Source organism: Nonomuraea phyllanthi (assembly GCF_006334985.2).
GTDB classification, from domain to species: domain Bacteria; phylum Actinomycetota; class Actinomycetes; order Streptosporangiales; family Streptosporangiaceae; genus Nonomuraea; species Nonomuraea phyllanthi.
Genome location: NZ_VDLX02000028.1, coordinates 22,733 through 41,743, shown reverse-complemented (window position 1 = coordinate 41,743; position 19,011 = coordinate 22,733). Strand labels below are relative to the sequence as shown.

24 protein-coding genes are annotated in these 19,011 nt (G+C 67.6%); 23 read left to right on the top strand and 1 reads right to left on the bottom strand.

All coding sequences use genetic code 11. The features are described 5' to 3' along the window. Window positions 1–5 precede the first annotated feature (5 nt). From FH608_RS46125 to FH608_RS46055, 15 genes are all read left to right on the top strand, one after another. Window positions 6–1,532, top strand: a complete 1,527-nt coding sequence (locus FH608_RS46125) for a phage portal protein (RefSeq protein WP_226900506.1) — start codon at window positions 6–8, stop codon at window positions 1,530–1,532. Between the two features lie 3 nt (window positions 1,533–1,535). Then, window positions 1,536–2,504: a VG15 protein gene (locus FH608_RS46120; protein ID WP_226900497.1), complete on the top strand. Its 969-nt coding sequence runs from the start codon at window positions 1,536–1,538 to the stop codon at window positions 2,502–2,504. Between the two features lie 93 nt (window positions 2,505–2,597). Then, window positions 2,598–3,392, top strand: a complete 795-nt coding sequence (locus FH608_RS46115) for a hypothetical protein (protein WP_139637536.1) — start codon at window positions 2,598–2,600, stop codon at window positions 3,390–3,392. Window positions 3,393–3,401: 9 nt separating this feature from the next. Then, window positions 3,402–4,466: a major capsid protein gene (locus tag FH608_RS46110; protein ID WP_139637535.1), complete on the top strand. Its 1,065-nt coding sequence runs from the start codon at window positions 3,402–3,404 to the stop codon at window positions 4,464–4,466. A gap of 2 nt (window positions 4,467–4,468) precedes the next feature. Continuing rightward, on the top strand, window positions 4,469–4,831 hold the full coding sequence (locus FH608_RS46105) for a hypothetical protein (RefSeq protein ID WP_139637534.1): 363 nt from the start codon (window positions 4,469–4,471) through the stop codon (window positions 4,829–4,831). Next, window positions 4,828–5,430, top strand: coding sequence for a hypothetical protein (locus FH608_RS46100; RefSeq protein WP_139637533.1), 603 nt, complete (start codon window positions 4,828–4,830; stop codon window positions 5,428–5,430). Before FH608_RS46105 ends, FH608_RS46100 begins: the two co-directional genes overlap by 4 nt. 29 nt (window positions 5,431–5,459) lie before the next feature. Further along, window positions 5,460–6,032 (top strand): head-tail connector protein, encoded by a 573-nt coding sequence (locus FH608_RS46095; protein ID WP_139637532.1) that lies wholly within the window; start codon window positions 5,460–5,462, stop codon window positions 6,030–6,032. Beyond that, window positions 6,029–6,439: a DUF6093 family protein gene (locus FH608_RS46090; RefSeq protein WP_139637531.1), complete on the top strand. Its 411-nt coding sequence runs from the start codon at window positions 6,029–6,031 to the stop codon at window positions 6,437–6,439. The genes FH608_RS46095 and FH608_RS46090 overlap by 4 nt, the downstream gene beginning before the upstream one ends. Beyond that, entirely contained in the window at window positions 6,439–6,822 is a 384-nt protein-coding gene (locus tag FH608_RS46085) for a hypothetical protein (protein WP_139637530.1), read from the top strand. Before FH608_RS46090 ends, FH608_RS46085 begins: the two co-directional genes overlap by 1 nt. Next, on the top strand, window positions 6,819–7,229 hold the full coding sequence (locus FH608_RS46080; protein ID WP_139637529.1) for a DUF3168 domain-containing protein: 411 nt from the start codon (window positions 6,819–6,821) through the stop codon (window positions 7,227–7,229). The genes FH608_RS46085 and FH608_RS46080 overlap by 4 nt, the downstream gene beginning before the upstream one ends. Before the next feature lie 62 nt (window positions 7,230–7,291). Beyond that, the gene (locus FH608_RS46075) at window positions 7,292–7,618 is read left to right on the top strand and encodes a hypothetical protein (RefSeq protein ID WP_139637528.1); all 327 of its coding nucleotides are present in this window, start codon (window positions 7,292–7,294) and stop codon (window positions 7,616–7,618) included. Next, window positions 7,605–7,847 (top strand): hypothetical protein, encoded by a 243-nt coding sequence (locus FH608_RS46070; RefSeq protein ID WP_139637527.1) that lies wholly within the window; start codon window positions 7,605–7,607, stop codon window positions 7,845–7,847. Before FH608_RS46075 ends, FH608_RS46070 begins: the two co-directional genes overlap by 14 nt. Continuing rightward, a complete protein-coding gene (locus FH608_RS46065) occupies window positions 7,840–8,328 on the top strand; it encodes a phage tail tube protein (RefSeq protein WP_139637526.1) in 489 nt (162 codons plus the stop codon). The genes FH608_RS46070 and FH608_RS46065 overlap by 8 nt, the downstream gene beginning before the upstream one ends. Then, window positions 8,325–8,879 (top strand): hypothetical protein, encoded by a 555-nt coding sequence (locus tag FH608_RS46060; protein ID WP_139637525.1) that lies wholly within the window; start codon window positions 8,325–8,327, stop codon window positions 8,877–8,879. Before FH608_RS46065 ends, FH608_RS46060 begins: the two co-directional genes overlap by 4 nt. Window positions 8,880–8,884: 5 nt before the next feature. Next, complete coding sequence (locus tag FH608_RS46055; RefSeq protein ID WP_139637524.1) at window positions 8,885–9,247, top strand: hypothetical protein; 363 nt, start codon at window positions 8,885–8,887, stop codon at window positions 9,245–9,247. On the opposite strand, the gene FH608_RS46050 is transcribed toward FH608_RS46055, so the two are convergent. Continuing rightward, a complete protein-coding gene (locus FH608_RS46050) occupies window positions 9,240–9,425 on the bottom strand; it encodes a hypothetical protein (protein WP_139637523.1) in 186 nt (61 codons plus the stop codon). The genes FH608_RS46055 and FH608_RS46050 overlap by 8 nt on opposite strands. Window positions 9,426–9,535: 110 nt before the next feature. On the opposite strand from FH608_RS46050, the gene FH608_RS46045 reads away from it, so the two are divergent. The 8 genes from FH608_RS46045 (at window position 9,536) to FH608_RS46010 (ending at window position 18,899) form a co-directional block, all read left to right on the top strand. Further along, a complete protein-coding gene (locus tag FH608_RS46045) occupies window positions 9,536–13,561 on the top strand; it encodes a coiled-coil domain-containing protein (protein WP_139637522.1) in 4,026 nt (1,341 codons plus the stop codon). A 46-nt stretch (window positions 13,562–13,607) separates the two neighbouring features. Further along, entirely contained in the window at window positions 13,608–13,829 is a 222-nt protein-coding gene (locus FH608_RS46040; RefSeq protein ID WP_139637521.1) for a hypothetical protein, read from the top strand. Window positions 13,830–13,831: 2 nt separating this feature from the next. After that, the gene (locus tag FH608_RS46035; protein ID WP_139637520.1) at window positions 13,832–14,305 is read left to right on the top strand and encodes a hypothetical protein; all 474 of its coding nucleotides are present in this window, start codon (window positions 13,832–13,834) and stop codon (window positions 14,303–14,305) included. A gap of 65 nt (window positions 14,306–14,370) precedes the next feature. Then, window positions 14,371–14,865, top strand: a complete 495-nt coding sequence (locus tag FH608_RS46030) for a hypothetical protein (protein ID WP_139637519.1) — start codon at window positions 14,371–14,373, stop codon at window positions 14,863–14,865. Then, window positions 14,866–15,561 (top strand): hypothetical protein, encoded by a 696-nt coding sequence (locus tag FH608_RS46025; protein WP_139637518.1) that lies wholly within the window; start codon window positions 14,866–14,868, stop codon window positions 15,559–15,561. It abuts the gene before it with no gap. Window positions 15,562–15,576: 15 nt separating this feature from the next. Next, window positions 15,577–16,641 carry a phage tail family protein gene (locus FH608_RS46020; protein WP_139637517.1) on the top strand — a complete coding sequence of 355 codons (1,065 nt, stop codon included), beginning with the start codon at window positions 15,577–15,579 and terminating at the stop codon, window positions 16,639–16,641. Between the two features lie 30 nt (window positions 16,642–16,671). Further along, window positions 16,672–18,504: a hypothetical protein gene (locus FH608_RS46015; RefSeq protein WP_139637516.1), complete on the top strand. Its 1,833-nt coding sequence runs from the start codon at window positions 16,672–16,674 to the stop codon at window positions 18,502–18,504. Beyond that, a complete protein-coding gene (locus FH608_RS46010) occupies window positions 18,501–18,899 on the top strand; it encodes a hypothetical protein (protein ID WP_139637515.1) in 399 nt (132 codons plus the stop codon). The genes FH608_RS46015 and FH608_RS46010 overlap by 4 nt, the downstream gene beginning before the upstream one ends. Window positions 18,900–19,011 lie beyond the last annotated feature (112 nt).

The following is a 19,011-nucleotide window of genomic DNA, read 5'->3' as shown; positions in this document are numbered from 1 at the left end:
TGGCCATGCCCCTGCCTGTCGTGGACGGGCCGAACACGGACGAGGCACGCCGGGCGGTGAACGTCCTGAACCGTCTCGCTGACGAGCTCCGCCGGCGGGAGACGGAGACAACCAGGCGGCTGGACTACTACAAGGGCAAGCACAAGCTGTGCTACGCCTCCCCGGAGTTCCGGGACTACTTCGCTGACCGGTTCAAGGGGTTCTCCGACAACTGGACCGCCCCGGTTGCGGCGGCGCCCGCCGAGCGGATGAACGTGCTCGGCATCCGGCTGCCGGGTGAGCAGGAGACGGATGCGGACCTGGCGGAGGCGTGGCGGTTCGCCGACTGCGAGCGCGGCTCCTCGGAGGCGTTCGTCGTCATGCTGGCGGCGGCCCGCGCCTACTGCCTGGTGTGGGGCACCGAGGACGACGAGCCGCGGGTGACGTGGGAGCGTCCCGATCAGGCGATCGTGGCGTACGACTCCGACACCGGGGAGCGGATCGCGGCGCTGAAGCTGTGGTCTGACGACACCCGCGAGTACGCCACCTTGTACGAGAAGTTGTTCGTGTGGAAGTTCGCCCGCCCGCGCTACGCCCGTAACGGGTACAGCGTTTCGGGGCTGATCGTCCCCGCGGGGAGCGACGTCGTCAGGTCGGCGGGCCCGGAGGGGTGGCAGCCGCGACAAGGCCCGAACGACGACACATGGCCGATCCCGAACCCGATGAAGCGCGTCCCGATGGTGGAGCTGCGGAACCAGACGCTGCTCGACGATGACCCGCTCTCGGATATCGCCGGCGTGATGGCGATGCAGGACGCCATCAACCTGACGTGGGCGTACCTGATGAACGCCCTCGACTTCGCCAGCTTGCCGCAGCGGGTCGTCATGGGCGCGGACGTGCCCAAGATGCCGATCCTCGACGAGAACGGGCAGAAGGTCGGCGAACGCCCGCTGGAACTGGACACGCTGATCAACGAGCGGATCCTGTGGCTGACGGGCGACGCCAGCATCGGCTCGTGGCCAGCCGCGGACCTGTCCGCATACAGCAACGTGATCGAGCGGGCGATCGAGCACATCAGCGCACAAACCCGCACCCCACCTCACTATCTGATCGGCAAGGTCGCCAACCTCAGCGCTGAAGCACTGACTGCCGCGGAAACCGGCCTGGTGGCCAAGACAGGCGAACGGATCACCTACTGCAACTCGCCGATCCGGGAGATCCACTCCCTGATGGCCAGCGCCATGAACGACGAAGAGAAGGCGAAGGCTTGCCGTCGCAGCGTCGTCATGTGGGCAGACCCGCAGTTCAGGGCGATCGGCCAGAAGGTCGACGCGCTCATGAAGATGAAGTCCATGGGCTTCCCGCTGCGCTGGATTGCCGAACAGTACGGGCTGGAGCCGCCCGAGGTCGACCGCGTCATGGCAATGGTCGAGGAACAGGCGGAAATGGACCCGGTCAATCAGATGCTGAACGGCGGCGCCCAGCCGCCTCGGGCGCTACGGGCCGCCCCTGGAGACGACCCGTTCGCGGTCGAGTCTGAACCGGACGCGTAGCCGATGGCGGCGCCGGAGGAGATCGCCCGGGCGTACCAGCAGCGGCAGAAGAGCATCGTCTTGGCCGCGATCGCGGCGATCCTCGGACTGTGGCGGCGGCTTGACCAGGAGCGGCTCACCGAGTCGTGGCAGTCAGGCGTGGGGCCGTCCATCGTTGAGACGATGGCCAGAGCCCAGTTGGAGGCTGCGGCGCTCGCGCCTGGCTACCTGCAGGCGCTGGCCGCCGCTCAGGGGGTGCCGCCGTCGGGTCTGGAACCGGTCGCTGCGGCGTTCTCGGGGATCGCCTCGGATGGCCGCCCGCTGGAGAGCCTCCTGTATCAGCCGATCGTGCTGTTCAAACGCCTCTTGGTGGCGGGGGTGAGCCCCGAGGAGGCGATGAGGCAGGCGACTGCGCACGTGGCGATGATTGCCGCGACGCAGGCCGCGGACGCAGGCCGTGGCGCTGTTGAGGTGGGCATGACCGCGAACCGCGCGTGGGTGATGTACGTGCGAGTGGTCGATCTGCCGGCCTGTTCCAGGTGCATCATCCTGGCCGGGCGCACCTATTCTCACTCCACGGGGTTCGCCCGGCACCCCGCGTGTGACTGCGGCATGATGCCTGTGACCGGCGACGATGTAGACATTCCGTCGCCGATGGACCTGTTCGAGCAGATGTCCGCCGAGGAACAGGACCGCCGATTCGGGAAAGCCGGAGCTGAGGCGATCAGGCTCGGCGCCGACATGGGGCAGATCGTCAACGCTCGCCGCGGCATGCAGACCGCGGGCGGGAAGCTGATCACCACCGAGGGCACCACCGTACGAGGGGTGGCCGGCCGGCGGCTCGGCAAGTACGTCCGCCTCCCGGGCGAACGCTACCGCCGCTCCACGATCCCGAGGCCCATGCCCGAGCAGCTCTTGGCGGACGCGGGCGGCGACCGCGATGAGGCGATCCGCCTGCTCGAACGGTTCGGCTATCTGACTCGTACCTCCTGACCCCTTCCCCCACCTGCCGGTACGCGCAACGCGTCACCGGTGATTCCGCATGCCCTCGCGCAACGCCAGGGCCGTCCCTTCCGGGAGACATGCATGACGCTCGAAACCGAGCTTCCTTTCCACCCTCGTACCGGCCTTCAGGCCATTGGGCTGCTCCGCAACGGGAAGCCCATCTGGCCCGTTCTGGGCGGGGCGGAAGACGACGATGACGACGTCGCCACCGAGGACGACGCGAAGGCCGACGAAGGCCAGGACGACGACGCCGAAGACGGCGACTCGGGCGAGAGCGACGACGCCAAGGACGACAAGCCCGACAAGCCCGACGACGAGGACAAGCCCCTCGGTCCGGCCGGTGAGAAGGCGTACCTGGCCGAGAAGGAGAAGCGCAAGCAGGCCGCCGAGCGTGCCCGCGCCGAGAAGGCGCGAGCCGACGCCGCGGAAGCGGAGTTGGCGAAGCTGCGCCGGGCTGCTGAGCGCGCCAAGGCCAAGGTGGCGAAGCCGGAGGAGAAGCCCGCCGACGACGAGCCGGACATCGATCCGGAGGAGATTCAGCGGGAGGCCGACGCGAAGGCGACGGCCAAGGCCAACGAACGGATCATCAAGGCCGAAGTACGAGCGTCCGCCGCGGGCAAGCTGTCCGACCCGGTGGACGCCCTCAAGTTTCTCGATCTTTCCAAGTTCGAGGTGGATGCCGACGGCAACGTCGACACCGAGCAGATCGACGACGCGATCGCCGACCTGCTGGAGAAGAAGCCCTATCTGGCTGTGCCCGCGCAAGGCGAACGCAAGCGGTTCAAGGGCTCGGGCGACGGCGGCGCAAAGCCGGTCAAGCCCGCCCGTCCCAAGAGCCTCGGTGAAGCGATCACCAGGCATTACGACAAGAAATAGGAGAACTGAATGCCTGTCACCCTTGCTCAGGCGCAGGTCAACACGCAGACCGACGTCGACTTCAGCGTGATCGACTCGCTGCGCCGGTACTCGTGGCTCGCCGACCAGATGGTGTTCGACAACGTCGCCACCCCTGGCACCGGCGGCGGCACCCTGACCTACGGTTACACGCGGCTGACCACGCCGCGCCAGGCGGGTTTCCGCGACTACAACACCGAGTACACGGCTGCTGCGGCCACCCGGCAGCGGTATTCGGTGGACCTGAAGCCGCTCGGTGGCGCGTTCACCCTGGACCGCGTGTTCTCCAACCTTGGCCCGGCGGCCACGAACGAGATCACGTTCCAGATGAACGAGCTGCTCACCTCGGTGCGCATGCGGTTCCAGCAGGAGCTGATCCGGGGCGACACCGCTGTGGATGACCGCGGCTTCGACGGCCTGGACAAGATCCTCACTGGTACGGACACCGAGTGGGACCCGAACGACAACAGCGTCACCGCTGGCTACCTGGACTGGACGATCTCCACCGTCAACGACCAGGACAAGGCGATGACGGCGCTGGACTACCTGGACGACTTTCTGTCCCGGATCGTTCCGTCCCGCGTCGGCGGCGGCGACCTCAACCAGCCCGGCGCGCTGCCGCCCGGTGTGAAGGCGATTCTGGGCAACACTCAGTCGATCACCCGCGTGCGGGCTCTGGCCCGGCGGGCGGGCGCCTACACCGCCACCCAGGACGACCTGGGCCGTCACATCGAGATGTACGGTCCGTGGACGCTGGTCGACATCGGCGACCGGGTGGACGGCTCCAGCCCGATCATCCCGATCGAGAGCCGCGACGCTGACGGCAGCGGTGGTGGCGGCAGCATCGCCGGCCTGACCGACCTGTACGCCGTTTCGTTCGGCCTGGACGCCTTCCACGCCGCGAGCCCGGCCGGTATCCCTCTGCTGCAGACGTGGATGCCGGACTACGACCGCGCTGGCGCGGTCAAGTCGGGTGAGGTCGAGATGGGGCCCCTGGCGGCTGTGCTGCGGTCGACCAAGGCGTGCGGTGTGCTCCGCAACGTGAAGGTGCAGTAACGATGCGTTATCGGATCACGACTCCCGTCCGCGGCTTCACTGGCGAAGTCGCGGGCGTGGCGTTCGCCAACGGATCCGCCGAAGTGGACGACGCGGCCAACGTGCGCGCAGTCGCCTACTTCCGCCGTAAGGGCTACCGAGTGGACGCCGTGGCGCCAGCGCACACCGAGCCGCCGGTCGAAGCGCCCGAGCAGGTCGCCGACCAGTCGGAAGGCTCGCAGCGGCCCGGCAAGAACGCCAACAAGGACACCCTCGTCGCCTACGCGGTCGCTGAACTCGGCATGACCAAGGACGACGCCGACGCCAAGACCCGGGTCGAGTTGCTCGACCTCATCGACAAGCACGAGAAGGAGAGCGAGCAGTGACGGTTCACGGCCGCTATACCGGCATCCTCCGTGACGACTTCGGCTACTACGCCGACGACCTCTACCAGGGCGAGCCCGGCGTGGACTTCACCTCGGGCGACCTGTACCGGGCGAACCTGTCGCGCCGCGCCTGCGACACCGATCTGGACCCGCTGACCACGCAGGTGATGCTGTCGGTGGCCCTCTACCTGCGCGCCGGTGATGTCGTCACCAACCTCACCTTCAAGTCAGGTGCGACTGCGGCGGACACGCCTACCAACTGGTGGTTCGCCCTGTACGACACCGAGGGCGCGCTCCTGGCCCAGACCGCGGACCAGACCACCACGGCCTGGGCGGCGAACACCGTGAAGACGCTGGCGCTGTCCAGCGCGCAGACCATCGAAGAGACCGGAGTCCATTACGCCGGAATCATGGTCAAGGCGACCGACCTGCCGTCCCTGGTCGGCGCGAGCCTCGGCATCGCTGGCGCGTCCGCAGGATGGTTCACGGGCGAAAAGATCATCGCCCAGACCTCGGGCTCGTCGCTGACGACCACCGCCCCAGCCACAATCGCCACCCCGACGGCGGTCGTCAACGTGCCGCGTGTTGTCGCGACCTGATCGAGCGGACTTCATCCTGAGGAGGCGTCATGCCACCGCTTCCGCTCGCATCCCCTGCTGACGCCGCCAGGCTCGGCTACACCCTGCCTGACGGCAGGGAGATGGAGTTCCTGGCCCGCGCCTCCGCCCGGCTGCGGCGGGAAGCGGGCCGCCCCATCTCCTCCACCACCTCGACTGTGCGCCGGCGTGTGGACGGCGGGAAGGTCCTGCTCCCGGGCGGGCCGATCACCGCCGTGTCCACCGTGGCCCGGCTCGCGGAGGACGGCGGGGACACGCTCTCCGGGTGGCGGTGGGACGGCATGGAGCGCATCCACTGCATCCCGCTGTGGTGCGGAGACGTCAACGTCACCTACACGCACGGGTTCACCACCATCCCGGACGAACTGCTGGAGTTGGTCTGCTCCGTCGCTGTACGGCTGTCCGCAACGGACGACGCCGCCGGCATGGAAGCAGGAATCCGGTCCGAGTCGATCGACGACTACTCGGTGACGTACGCGGCCGAAGCGGTGGAGACGGCGTCCGGGCTGCTCCCTGGCGAGTGCGCGTCTCTGGCCGGATTCCTCGGGTCTGCTCCGGGTGCGTACGTGGTGAGGCCGCGGTGAGCGTCTCAGGGGTGCTCGCCCGGGGCCGGACGGCGGCGCTCATGCTGATGCGCGACACCTGCACGGTGGAACGCAAAGACGGCGACCCGGTGCTCAACGACGAGACCGGGCAGCTCGAACAGGCGTGGACCACGGTCTACACGGGCGTGTGCCGGGTCAAGTCCGGCGGCCGGGCAGGACAAGGCGCGGGCCGTGAAACCGAGTGGGGCGAGCGTGAAGTCACCCTGCACCAGTACACCGCCGTACTCCCGTGGGACACCACAGAGGTGATCGCCCGAGAGGACCGTCTGACCGTCACAGCGTCCGACGACACATGGCTGATCGGGCGGCACCTCGAAGTCATTGACATCTCCCTCGCCGGAACCGCGACCGCCAGGCGGCTGCTCGTGGAGGACAAGGAGGGGTGATGGCCGACATTGACGGCTCGGAACTTCTTGACCTCGTCCAGTACCTCGACAACGCCGAACATGAGGCTGCCAGCAAGACCTACCCGGTGGTTGAGCGGCACGCAGAGGCGTTGCGTGACCAGTGGCGGAAGAACGCCAAGGAGACCGCGCGCAAGCACGGCAAACGGTATCCGAAGACGATCACGACGGAGCAGGTTCCTGCCGCGGAAGCGATCGAGTGGACGGTCGGCCCTGAGTCGATGATGCCTCAGGGCGGGATGGGGCCAGGTTTCGAGCATGGCAGCCGTAACCAGCCGCCCCACTGGGATGGCGCCCGCGCAGCCGTTGCGGAGGAGCCGAAGTTCTACAAGAGCCTGGATGAGATCGTGCGGAGCCTCCTGTGACGCCGCTTCCCTCCAGGCCGCTCGTAGATGCCCTTCTGGCCTCCTGGCGGGCGGCCGTGCCGGACACCTTGAAGATCCACGATGCTCAGGCATCGCCTGACGCCGAGCCCCCCTACGCGGTGGCGTACTTCGACACCGGGATGAAGTCGGGCTTCCACCGCGACCTCACCAACGACGGCCCGAACGAGCTGCGCTACCAGATCACGTCCGTCGGTGCGACGCGTGATCAGGCCGCGTGGGTGGCGGACAAGATGGCCGCTGCCGTCCTGGGCACCGTCGCCACGGTTTCGGGGCGCCGGGTGTGGCCCGCGATCGAGGAAGGCTCGCAGCCCGTTCGCCGCGAGGACGACGGAACTGCGCTGTTCTTCGCCACCGCCCAATACCTGACCAGGTCAGACCCCACCTGACCCTCTTCTGATCCATTCGGCCCGCCACGGCGGGCTTTTTTCATGCCCTGAGGAGAGCCCGCATGGCTACCTACTCCGCGCAGGCGATCACGACCGATGGCCTGGTCGCGACGTCTCGTACCGCAGCCTCCGGCGACAAGATCACCCCCGACAGGAATGTCATCCTCCGCGTCACCAACGGCGCCGGCGCCGACGTGGACCTGACGATCACCGTCCACGGCACGTCCGCGTACGGCAGCGACCTGCCCGACAAGGTGATCACGATCGCGGCCGCCGCGACGAAGGTCATCCCGCTCAGCTTCAACGAGTACATCAGCCCCACTGATGGGCTGATCGCGCTCGGGTGGGAGTCCACCACGTCCGTGACCTTCACCGTTGAGCGGATCTGAGCCCATGGCGACGCTCACGATTCGCGACCCGTACGGCAACGAGTTCGAGATCGACGCGACCGCGCGCAAGTTCTGGGAGCACCGCGAGGGCTACACGATCCTCCCCGAACCGGCCCCCTCTCAGCAGGACGAGTCGCCTGCGCAATCGCCGGACAAGACCGGCGCCCCCAAGTCCACCCAGAGGGCGGCTCGGGCTGCCCAGGATGTGAAGGAGCAGCCCGGTGGCTAAGCGGCTTACCGACGGCAACACCAAGGCCACGTTCGTGCCCACCATCTCGTCCATCACCGCGCCCACGGTCGCCGAGCTCACCGACTCTGGCATCGTCGCCCTGGAGAACACCGTCACTGACGATGGTCTCGACATCTCCTTCGATGAGGGCACCGTTGAGGGCAACGTTCTGGCGAGTACGCAGGACTTCGAGTCGCCGGGCCGGTCGAAGGCGCAGATCGAGCTCACCTACTACCGCGACTCGACCACCGCCGCGGACCGCATGTGGTCCGTCATGACCCGCGGCACCGCGGGATTCCTGGTGGTGCGGCGAGGCGTCACGGCGTCGACCGCGTACGCCGCAGACCAGAAGGTCGAGGTGTACGAGGTGACCTGCGGCGAGCGCCGCCCGCTCGCCCCCGAGCGGGAGAGCTACGAGAAGGTCCAGCTCAAGCTGTACGCCTCCGGCACGTACAGCGTCGAATCCACGGTGGCGGCATGACCTCGACCCGACCGTCCGCGATCGCGGACATCATCGGCCAGGTCAAGCGCCCCGAGAAGACAGTCCAGATCTGCCTGGCAGGTGATCTGCAGGCCGAGTTCGAGGACCTGGAACGAGACCTGCAGATCGCTCGGGACCAGCCCGCCGAGGGGACACTGGCCGGCGGCGCGAATCCCATGGCGACGCAGATCGCGCAGCAGATCATGGAGCTGCGGGAGCGGATGCGCGAGCACACCACGGTGTTCAAGTTCCGCGGCCTGCCCCGCAAGCAGTACTCCGACCTGGTGGCGTCGTGCCCTCCGTCCGACGAGGACAAGGAGAAGGGCGCGGAGGTCGACTGGGAGCAGTTCTCGGTCGCCCTCGTCGCTGCGTGCGCGGTCGAGCCCACCATGACCGCGGACGAGGCGGGTCAGATCGCTGACGTGCTCACGCAGGCGCAGTGGGACAGCCTCGTCGGCGCCGCGTTCTCGGTGAACAAGCGGGATGTGGATGTCCCTTTCTCCTTCGCCGCCTCCGCGATTCTCCAGAACTCCAGGAAGAACTCGAAGTAGCCGCCATGTGGGGCGTCCCACGCAGTGAACTGCTGGGACGCCAGACACAGGCGACGACGGAGTACTTCTACGACGAGGACGGCCTGCTGGTCCGCAGCGAGACCACGTGGGAGCCGCGCTGGCTACCCGAGGACGTGTCGTGGGCGCAGGCGTGGCGGCGGTGGGTGGCGGGCAAATGCCCCGGGTGCGGGCTGCAGCTCGCCGACACGACCGCGATGCGGGACGGCGAACCGGTGCACAGCTACCACGTGCCGGATCCGGCGCGCTGCTACGGGTGCGACGAGTTGCTGAAGGACGACAAGGAGCGTGCGAAGAAGCCGACGGTCCGGCCGGAGGCTTTGTTGCGGCACGTCGAGCAGGTCACCTGAACAGCGCGTGGAACCAGTACACGTGCTGGTCGAGCACGGTGACGACGAGCGCGAACAAGAAGAACGCGAGCACCGAGAGCACCACGCGTAGCGGCCAGCCTTTGAAGTAGCTCCACCATTCCCGGCCGGTCTTCGGGTCGCCGGGCCCGCCGGCCATGTGGTCGCTGTTGCGGAGCATCTCGAAGTCCCTTCGTGAGATCCCCCGATCCGTGGCGATGATGCCACGGTCCAACGCCTCATTGCCGCCATTCGGCTCATTTCGTGACCTGACGGGCGGGGGTGAGCAGGGTGGCCGAGCGCTCGATTTCGATCAACTTGAGGGCGCGCGTCTCCGGATTCGTCGCCGGGATGCGGGAAGCCAAGGGCGAGACGCAGAACCTTTCGCGTCAGATGACCGAGACGGGCGCGTCGGCCGACCGGATGCGCCGCCGCCTCGAAGCAGCCACGAAGGCGCTCCCGAAAATCAAGATCGATGCGGACTCGACGGCCGCTGAAATTAAGTTCGCGCAGCTGCGTTCGCAGATGGAGTCGCTCGGCGACAAGAAGATCGGCATCGACATCTCCGCGGCCGACGCGATGACGCAGATCCGCGAGATCGAACGCGAACTGGAGCAGCTTCAGCGCAACGAGGCCGACATCAACATCCGCGCCGACATCGGTGAGGCGCTGGCGGAACTCCGCGCGGTCGACGCCGAGATTTCCCGGGTCAACGGGCGTACGGCCGACGTGCGGGTGGACGCCGACGTTTCGGGTGCGCTACGCAACATTGCGCTGATCGGCGGAGCGCTGGCTTCCCTTCCGGCAGTCACCACGATCGCCGTCGGCGTGACCGCTCTCGGCGGCGCGTTCGCGGCAGCCGGGGCAGGGGCGGCGGCCTTCGGCGCCGTCGCCGTGCCCGCGCTGGGCCGGATCAACGACGCACTCAAGGCGCAGGAGACGGCAGCCAAGGCGGCGGGGGGCGCGACCGGCGGGGCCGGGCAGAGTGCTGCTCAGGCCGCCCAGCAGGCGCTGCAGCTGGAGCAGGCTGAGCGTCGGCTGAAGGACGCGCAGAACGAGGAGCGGGCCGCCCAAGAGGACCTGACCCGGGCGCGCGAGGCCGGGCGCAGGGCCTTGGAGGATATGAACTTCTCGCTGGAGAGGTCCATCCTCAGCCAGAAGGACGCTGCCCTCGCGGTCCGCGAGGCCGAAGCCCGGCTGGCCGAGCTGCAGGGAGACCCGAAGGCGACCGCGCTGGAGATCGAGCGCGCCCAGCTGTCGCTGGAGATGGCGCAGCAGCGCGCCCGTGAGCAAGAGGTCAAGACCCAGCGGGCCCGCAAGGACACCGCGGAAGCGAACGCGGCTGGGGTCAAGGGCACCAAGGAGTACCAGGACGCTCTCGACAACTTGCGGCAGACGCAGGACAAGGTCGCCCAGGCGGAGCAGCAGCTCAAACTGCTGCACCTGCAGCAGCAGGCCGCCATGGCCGGCGGCGGCGGGGCGGCGGCCAAGCTGAAGGACGCCTTCGCCGACCTGTCGAAGGAAGAGAAGGAACTCGCCAAGAACATCAAGAGCTTCAAGGACGAGTACATCGCCTGGCAGCGGTCCTTGGAGCCCGACGTCTTCCCGGTGATCAACAAGGGTCTCGATTTGATGAGGCTCGGGCTGAAGGAGGCGGGCCCGCTCGCCAAGTCGGCCAGCGCCGGCCTGCTCCAGTTCGGCCAGGATGCCGAGGCTGCCCTGCGGGGCCAGTTCTGGCAGGCGTTCCTCTTCGACCTGAACACCAACATCCCTGGCGCGATCACCACCATGGGGCGGATCGGCATCGACACCTTCACAGGGTTCGCGGGGATCATCAAGGCGGTCCTCCCGTACGGGATGGAACTGCTCGGCAACATCGAGCACCTGTCGGATGCGTTCGCGGACTGGGGAGCCGGTCTCGAAAGCAATCAGCAGTTCCACCAGTTCATGGCCGACGTCAAGGAGACCGCTCCCGAAGTCTGGGCGCTGATCAAGGATGTGGCGAAGGCGCTGGTCAGCATCGGCGAAGCGGTGGCGCCGCTGAGTACCGGCGCGTTTTCGGGCCTGAGCCTCCTAGCCAAGATCATCTCCGGGATGGATCCCGAACGCATCCAGGCCATCGCCATCGCCATCGGCGCGATCAAGCTGGCCAGCATGGGCATGAACGCCGCCGCTGCCTGGCAGGGCCTCGCTGGCGGGATCTCGGCGACCGGCACGGCGGCAGGTAAGGCCCAGGGCAAGGTGGCCGCGTTCGGTAAGGCCGCCGTCGGCGTGTCCGCCGGGGTGATCGGGTTCGAGCTTCTCGGCTCGGCCATGAACGACCTGGCCGGCCACTCCGAAGGGATGGGAGAACTCACCCTCGCCCTGACCGAACTTGGGCAGACCGGCAAGTGGGCCGGCGACCTGGGCGAGCAGTGGGGCGGCACGTTCGACGACGCCAGCAAGGCCGCCGAACTGTTCGGCGACGGACTCCGCGAACTGCAGGACCCTTCGTTCGGCGAGATGTTCTGGCTGCACCCGCTGTCGGAGCTGACCGCGATCCTGCCCGGGATCGACTCGTCGGTGGACATCCTTGAGCAGAAGTTCTCCGACATGGACAAGGTCCTGGCCGGCATGGTGACCAGCGGCAACGCTGACACCGCCGCCCGGGCCTTCCAGGAGTTGGCCAAGCAGGCACAGGCGCAGGGCATCCCGGTGGAGAAGCTCAACCAGCTGCTCCCCACCTACAACCAGTCGCTGCGCGTCGCGGGCAACGCTGCCGCAGAGGCTGCGGCCGGGGTGGACAAGGGCAAGCTGGCGATGGATGGCTTCAACTCCTCGCTCGACGCTTTCTCGTCGCGCACCGACGCGTTGACTGCGATGCAGAACCTGAAGACCGCGTACAACGCGGCTGAGCAGGCGATCAACGCGGCGAACGGCAAACTGCAGGTCAGCGCGACTATGACGGACCGTCAGCGGGACGCTGTCATCCAGGCGCGGCAGAAGTTCTCCGAGTACATCACCGCGGTGAAGGGCGCCGCTGACGGGGCGGCCACCCTGTCGGGCAAGACGAGCGACGCCACGCTCAAGATCTTGGAGCAGTTGCCGAAGCTCGGCGACCTCGCCGGCAAGAACAGCGAGGCCCGCGAGCAGGTGCTGAAGCTGGCCGAGGCGTACGGCATTTCCCGCGAGGACGCCGAGAAAGCCATGAAGAGCGCGAAGGACTTCCAGGACGTCCTGAACGCCTTCAAGAACAAGCAGATCTACATCAAACTCGGCCTCGACACGACAGAGGCCCAGGAGTCGTTCGAACGATTCGTGAAGAAGGTCGGCGACCGGCAGCTCGCGGTCAGCCTGATGGCCAAGCAGAACATGCCGGCCCGGGCTGGCGGCATCTTCGCCTACGCCCGCGGTGGGCTGCAGAAGTTCGCTGCCGGCGGCAGGTCAACCCCTCCGAACATGGCCACCGGGCCGACGATCCTGTATGGGGAGGGCGCCGATCAAGAGGCGTTCATCCCGTATGAGGATCGGTACAGGGATCGCGCGATCGGCCTGTTGGCGCAGGTCGCGAACGATTTCGGCCTGCAGCTCAACAACGCCCAGGCAGCGCAGGGGATGGCGGATCTGTCGGTCACGATCGACGACTCCGGCCTTCGGATCGTTGACGGCCTGACCGGCGTCATGGGGTCTCTGCAGAACACGATGGGCGAGACGGGCACGCTGACGTCCAGCATCTCCAAGGTCGGCTCTTCTGCTGACCAGCTGAATCAGTCGTGGTTGGCGGGGTCGGCGATCGTGGGCGACACGATGACCCGGCTGGGCACGGTCACGTCGGACGCGGTCACGGTGATGACCGGGTCGGTGACCACCAGCGTGGACGGGTTGACGTCGTCGGTGGACGCGCTGGCGGCGGCGGTCGGCGCGGCCAAGCAGGCGGCGTCGTCCGCGTCGAGCAAGTCGTCGTCAGGGAAGAAGGACACCAAGCCGGGCATGGTCGCCGGGTCCGGCCCGAAGTCGTCTGACGGGTTCCGGGAGGAGTACTCGGTCGCGGGCTCGTACGGCTTGGACGGTCCGGGATACGTGTCGACGCACGAGTCGGCGTTCGTGACGTCGCGGCCGGTCAACTATTCGCAGGTGTCCGCGCCTCAGCAGTCGGCGCCCGCTCCGAGTTCGTCCACACCCGCTGAGCGGGTGCACGGCTCTTCGGGGACGTGGGGCCGCGACGGCATGGCGGCCGGCCCGGCCGTGGTGATCCAAAACCAGACTGTGAACAACGACGTGGACGCCAACATGTTCGCCGAATCCGTGGCGATGAAGGTCCGGGCGCGCGGGCGGTAACCGCCCTCCCATCGCTTCTTTTACCAGGTAGGAGGGCGGTTTCGTCATGTCTTGGGACCCCGCGTCCGGGATCACGTTCGGCCAGTACATGCGGGCCAAAGGGGTCCAGGTCCGGCCCGCCGGCTGGTCGTGGCAGACCCGCGACCAGGTGCTGGAGGACTCGCCGACCCGCAAGACGGTGCGTGATCAGGCGGGCAACGACGTGACCGAACGTACCGACGAGCACGGCGGCTACCACCGCGACGTTTCGATCAACCTTAGGAGCTAGTGGTGGCCATCACTCGCGATCTGCTGTTCGTGGACACCCAGGTCAAGGCGCTGACGAATGCGATCGCGCTGAATTTGGGGGACACGACGGCGGGCGCTTTCAAGATTGCGCTGTTTCAGGACAGTGTGACGCCGGACGCCTCCCAGGCGAACCCGGCGTACGGGTCGTCGCCGTTTTCCAGCGGTGAAGTGTCCGGCGCCGGGTACAGCGCGGGCGGGCTGGCGTTGACGAGCGTCGTGTTCGAGGAGCTGTCCAGTAGCCCGGGATATGTGCGCTGGGACTTCGACAACATCTCCTGGCCGAGCAGCACCATCACGGATGCGAAGGGTGGCCTGTTCTATGCGACGGGCCTGTCCAACCGGGCGATCGTCTTCCGGTCGTTCATCCAGGAGTACAGCTCCCAGGACGGCACGTTCAGCGTCAACATCCACACCGACGGTGTGATCAAGCTCAACGTGGTCGGCCCGCTCCTCTGACCCGCCTCATATCCGATCTTCAGCCCCGCCGGCGTGCGGGGCTTTCGCATTGAAAGGGGCCGGTCATGGCCTTGTACTGGGCGTCGAACGCGGCGATGGCCACGACGGCGGCACCCTCGCCTGTCACTACGGGTACGGCGGCGAAGACGCTGCTGCAGATCGCCACCCCGTCCACCCGGTCGATCAAGGTCGTGGAGTGGGGGATCAGCTTCGACGGCAGCACCGCGGCGGAGCCGATCCGGTGCGAGCTGATCCAAACGGATGTCGCAGCCACGGTGACGGCGCACGTCGCCGCCGGTGTGCAGCCGTATGACGACCCGGGCGCTCCTGCGTCGCTGATGACGCTCGGGACGAGTGCCACGGGCTACACGTCCAGCTCTGAGGGGACGATCACGGCGACCCGTACCGGCGACCTTCAGCTGATCAGCCCAACGACCTTGTATGTGAAGCAGTGGCCGTTGGGGCGCGAGTTCCGGGTTCCGGTGTCGAAGTTCCTGCGGGTTCGGGTGACCGCCGCCGCCGCAGTGAACGCCTACACCTATGTGGTGTGGGAGGAGTAGGTGTCCGCCTCGCTACGGGCGGTCGCCTCAGCGGCGAACTCGGGCGCGTCGATCTCCTGCAATAAGCCGACCGGGACCGAAGCGGGCGATCTGCTGCTGGCGTTCCACACGGCCGACGTCGGCACGCTCGCCGCCATGACGACCCCGACAGGGGGTACGACGTGGACTCTGCTGCGGCAGCAGCAGTGGGTCGGCGGCGATCCCGGGACGAAAGTCTGGTGGAAGATCGCAGGCGCTTCCGAGCCGGCCTCGTACGGTTTCGTTCAGAGCTCCAACGCTGACGGTGTGGTCGGTATCGCGGCCGTCATGTCGGCTGCGACGACGACGCCGGTGAGCGCGTCCAGCGCGTCCAGCACATCCAGCACGTCGATCCCGTCTCCGTCGATCACGCCGACCGGCGCGGACGACCTGGAATTGCGGTGGGCGGCGAGCAAGGCCGTGATCGGCGGGGCGTTGACGTGGACGCCGCCTGCCACCTACACGGAGCGGGTCGATCGCCAGTCCAACACGTTCACGTCGGCGACGTTGGCGACCAAGCAGTTGTCGTCCGGGGCGGCGTCGGGCATCCAGAACTTCACGATCTCGTCGGCGACGGGCGCCCACATGGGGCTCACGGTCGCGGTCGCGACGATGCCGTTCCACACCTCGAAGCCGCTGGTGTTCGGTCAGGCGATTCAGCGCGCCGCCTTCTACTGATCTTGAGGGGGGCGTGTGGCTCGTCTCGGCCGTTCCCAGCCGATCCCGGTAACCAACGTCGGGCGGCTCACCTACTGGCAGGCGGCCACTGATCTGCCGTCGTTCTCGCTCGGGTGGGAGTTCCCGTCCCTGCAGGTGGTGTCCCCGTCTGTCACCATCCCGCTCGGCTCGTTTGCGCTCGGGTGGGAGTTCCCGAGGGTTTCGCTCCCGGTCGGACTTCCGGCGTTCAGCCTGGAGTGGGAGTTCCCGGCGATCGTCGCGGTCGTCCCCACCAACCCGGGCGACAATCTGACCGGCGCGGACGGGCAGATCGAGTGGAACGGCACCGTGTGGGGGCCGGGCACGCCGTTCACGGTGCAGGAGATCACCGGCTGGCGGTCGCTTCCCCAACTCGACAACTTGAACGTGCAACGCCCGTCCCGGCACGGCGCATGGCCCGCCCGCAGGCTGGCGCAGCAGCGCGTCGTCACGATCCGGCTGCAGCCGAACAGCATCGGCAACGAAACCGAGATCGACGACCTTCTCAGCCAGTTGGACCAGGTGACGGGCGTCCTGGAAGACGAGACGGAATGGCCGCTCGTCATCAAAGGCTTCGGCGACGCGCAGCTGGCGTTCGGCGCGATCGTGGACCGCGACGTCGCCATGGACGACCTGTACAGCGTGGGCGCCCCCACCGTCTCGGTGATGATCGTGTGCGCGGATCCGCGACGGTACAGCCTCTCCCGGTCCGGCGTTGACCTGCTACTCGACGAAGAGATCGTCGTGTCGAACGCGGGCAACGTCGCCACCCACCCGATCGTGCGCATCCCGGGCCCCGTCGTGGACCCCACCCTCACCAACCTCACGCTGGACAGGGTGCTGCAGTTCTCGATCACCCTCGATGACAGCGAACAGATGGTGATCGACACCGACGTCGGCACCGTCACCGTCGGATCCGACTCCCAGATGCGGACACTCACCGGCGTGTCCGTCCCCGTGACGGAGTGGGTGCTGGCCCGCGGCACCAACACGTTGAAGTACAGCGCCAACTCCGGCGGAGACAGCCCAGCCGTCTGCCTATACCGCGACTCCTGGCTCTGACCTGCGCAAACCTGGACAGGGGGGCGGCTCTTGACCATCACTGTCCGCTCCTCCAGCGCAGCAGGCGACTCCAGCGGCGAAATCTTCGTCCTGAAGCCGCCAGGCGTGGCCGCGGGAGACCACCTGTGGGCGATCCACACCAACACGGTCGGGCTCGGCGGCACACAGCAGCAAGGCTGGACCTCCCAGGCGACCGGCAGCGGGAACGGGTTCTTCGTCCGCGTCTCCCGCCGGATCGCCGGGATCGGCGAACCGGACAGCTACACGTTCGGGCAGGCCAGCAACGCCGACGGCACCGTCCACATCATCGCCGTCCAGGACGCCGACCAGAGCACCGCACCCAACATCGTCATCTCGTCCGGCGGGTCGTCCCAGTCGGCACCCACCCCGAACGTGACACCGGCCGGCGCGCCGCACCTGGAGATCCGGGTCGCCGCGGTGGACGACGAGCACCTGGGCTGGTCGGCGCCGTCCGGGTATGTGCTGCGCGGCACCGCCGCGGACGCGGTCGGGCTGATCTCGTCCGCCGCCGCCAGCAAAGTCATCAACTCGTCGGCCGCTTCCGGTGTCCAGTCGTTCAGCGTCTCCCCGGCCGACACGCGCAGCGACATCGGCGTGTCCATCTCGATCGCGTCGGCGGTCACGCAAGAGCCAGAGATCCCGGACTATCCGCCGTACACGCCGGCCCGCGGCACCGCCCTGTACTCCTACCGGGCCCGGCGCCTGCGAGATGGCCAGTTCCTCGGGTTCCTCGACTTGGAGAACGTCACGTTCGACAAGCGGATCAGCGCACCCGGCACGTTCTCGGCGACGATCCCGATCCCCAACCGGCGCACCGCCGACCTGGTGGCGGAGGTCATCCCGCGCGACTCCACAGTCCTGTCCGCAGGCCCCGGCGTGATCGTCGTGGACGTGCTGCGCGGAGGCGACATCTGGGGCGAGTATTGGATCACCCGAGCCACACCGTCCCGGTCCGGCCGAGACACGCCCTCCATCCAATTGCAGGGCACCACTCTTGACGGCTGGCTGTCCGCCGTCGAAATGCAGCAGGAACTGTTCTTCGAGCAGGTCGACCAGATCGACATCCTGCGCGGCCTGCTGTCCAACCTGCAAGGCCAGCCGTTCTCCAACATCGGCCTGTCGGTCGCCGCCGGCATGTCGGGAGTGCTGCGGGATCGGCAGTACGGCGACGACGGCGGCACCTACGGGCAGCGCATCAAAGAGCTGTCCGAGGTGAACAACGGGTTCGAGTACACCATCGACGTCGGCATCGCCGAAGGGACGATCGTCCGCCAAATCCGCTGGGGGTATCCGACGCTCGCCAGCGACACGGTGGAGCACGTCTTCGCGGACGGGTTCAACGGCGGCGACGTCATCGAATGGCAGGACGAGATCGACGCGCTGCGCGGCGCGACCCGGTGGCGGGCCCGCGGCGGCACCCCGGCCGCCGACGCTGACGCGTCCGTCACAGCCGAGCCGCTCATGTCAGCCGTCTACGAGGCGGCCGACCATCTGATGGCGGGCTGGCCCCGCATCGACCGCACCCTGTCCTACAGCGACGTTGTGGACCAGGAGACCCTGGAGGACTACGCCGCCTATTGGGCGAGCGTCGCCCCCGGGGCTTTGCGGGTGGAACAGTACACGGTGGTGCTCGGCGCCAACCCGTCGCTCCACCCGAACAAGCTGGGCGACTGGTGCCGCATCTACTTGGACAACGAATGGCACCGCCCGCATTGGCGGACCCGCCGCATCATCGGCCTGCAGATCACCCCCGTAGGCCGCGACGAGGGCAAAGAAGAAGCGAAACTCATCCTCGAAGGGCTGGACGTCGGCGGCCCTAGCCTTACGGGAGGCGATGCGTGATGGCCGACCGTTTCCCCGACGACCTGTTCGAGCAGATCCGGCAACTCGCGGCCCGCGTCGACCACCTCGAAGCCCAGCTACGGCAACGCCCCGGCGTCACCAAAGCGTCGCAGGGATGGCTGCTGGCCGACATGAGCGTCCCCACCGTCCCGTCAGGCCACGTCCAGATCGGATGCGCGTCCGGCGACTTCTACGTCGCCACATCCGACGGCGAGGTCAAACGCATGCCGGGCGTCGGCTCCAGCGTGGTCACCCCCGACGTGGACCTGTCCGACGCGCCGTCGTCGTACAACCAGACGTGGGCTCAGGCGCACGTCGCGTCCACGAGCTCGATCTACCAGTCGTTTCTCCAACTACTCGACAGCCTGGGCGGCGCCGGCTTCATCGAGTTCTGAACGTGGCCGCCCGCGTATCGACCCCGGCCTTGAGGGTGCGCTGGACGCGTCGGTAGAGGGAACGCGGGCGGCCACCCCTCGATACCCACTGATCAAGGAACTGAGGTACATG